Annotated in this window: 1 protein-coding gene; it reads right to left on the minus strand. The window is 71.2% G+C overall.

The genetic code is table 11. The features are described 5' to 3' along the window. Window positions 1-919 (minus strand): flap structure-specific endonuclease (locus U4E84_RS18450; protein ID WP_322533509.1); only part of this gene is annotated, 919 nt, incomplete at its 3' end. Between the last annotated feature and the right edge of the window lie 164 nt (window positions 920-1,083).

The raw sequence follows: 1,083 nt of genomic DNA on the forward strand, positions 1-1,083 counted from the left end.
GCTCGACCTCGTCGGCGGCGACGCCCCACTCGTCGACGACGTACGCGCGAGCGGCCTCCACGTCCGGGTTCACCTCGGCGTCGACCGCGACGTCCGCGGCCGGCGGGTCCATGAACAGCTCGCGGATCTCGGCGGCGTTCGGGATCTCGGCGTCGCGGGCGGCGAGGACGCCCCACAGGTCCCCGTGTTCCTTCACCGCCGTCACCGCGGTCTTCGGACCGATCCCGCGGACCCCTTCGTTGAAGTCGGTCCCGCAGAGCATCGCCACGTCGACGAGCCCCTGCCGGTCGAGACCGAGGTCATCGAGCGTCGCCGAGAGGTCCATCAGCTCCGGGTCGCCCTTGCTCGTCAGCTGGCGGAGCGTCGTCGGGGCGCCGAACAGCAGGGTGTCGTAGTCCTCGCTGCCGGCGTGGTCGACCGTCCCGCTCGCGGCCATGTGCGCGCACTGGGCCTCCCCCTCGGCGGGCGCCTCGACGATCGGCACGTCGAGCAGTTTCAGGAGCTCGCGGGTCGTCTCCTGGATCGTGTCGGTGAGCCGCTGGGTGCGGGCCGCTAACCGCGCCGCCTCGACCGCGTCGCCGCGCTCCGCCGCGACGGCTCGTCGCTGTTCGGCCTTCTCGCGCTTCTCGCGCCGCTCGGCCACCTCGGCGGCCTTCAGGTCGGTGACGGCGCCGTCGAACACCATCACCGGGACGAGATCGTGTTCGAAGAACTTCGGGAGCCCCTGGACGACCCCGATCAGGTTCGCGACCTCGACGCCGTCGGCGGTGGTGTACGTCTCGTCTGCCGTCCACTTGACCGTGGTCGTGAGGTAGCGGTACAGCCAGTTGTGCGCGTCGACGGCGACGACGCTCCCCTCCAATTCCGCGAAGGGGACGTCGCGGATCGACGCGAGGTCGCGCAGGTCGGCGTTTCCCATTGTCGGAGTCAAGGGCGCGCCGCTCTTAAACGCTGACCGGTCCGCGGCCGAGCCCCGATTCGCCGACCCGCGGCGGCCCGTCGGCGGCTTCCCCCTCGTCGCGATCCGCCTGCCGACTTCTGGGCCGTTTATGTGCGTCACGCGCGTCGGCGTCCGTGACTGAA

It is taken from the genome of Halorubrum sp. AD140 (assembly GCF_034497445.1).
Lineage (GTDB): Archaea > Halobacteriota > Halobacteria > Halobacteriales > Haloferacaceae > Halorubrum.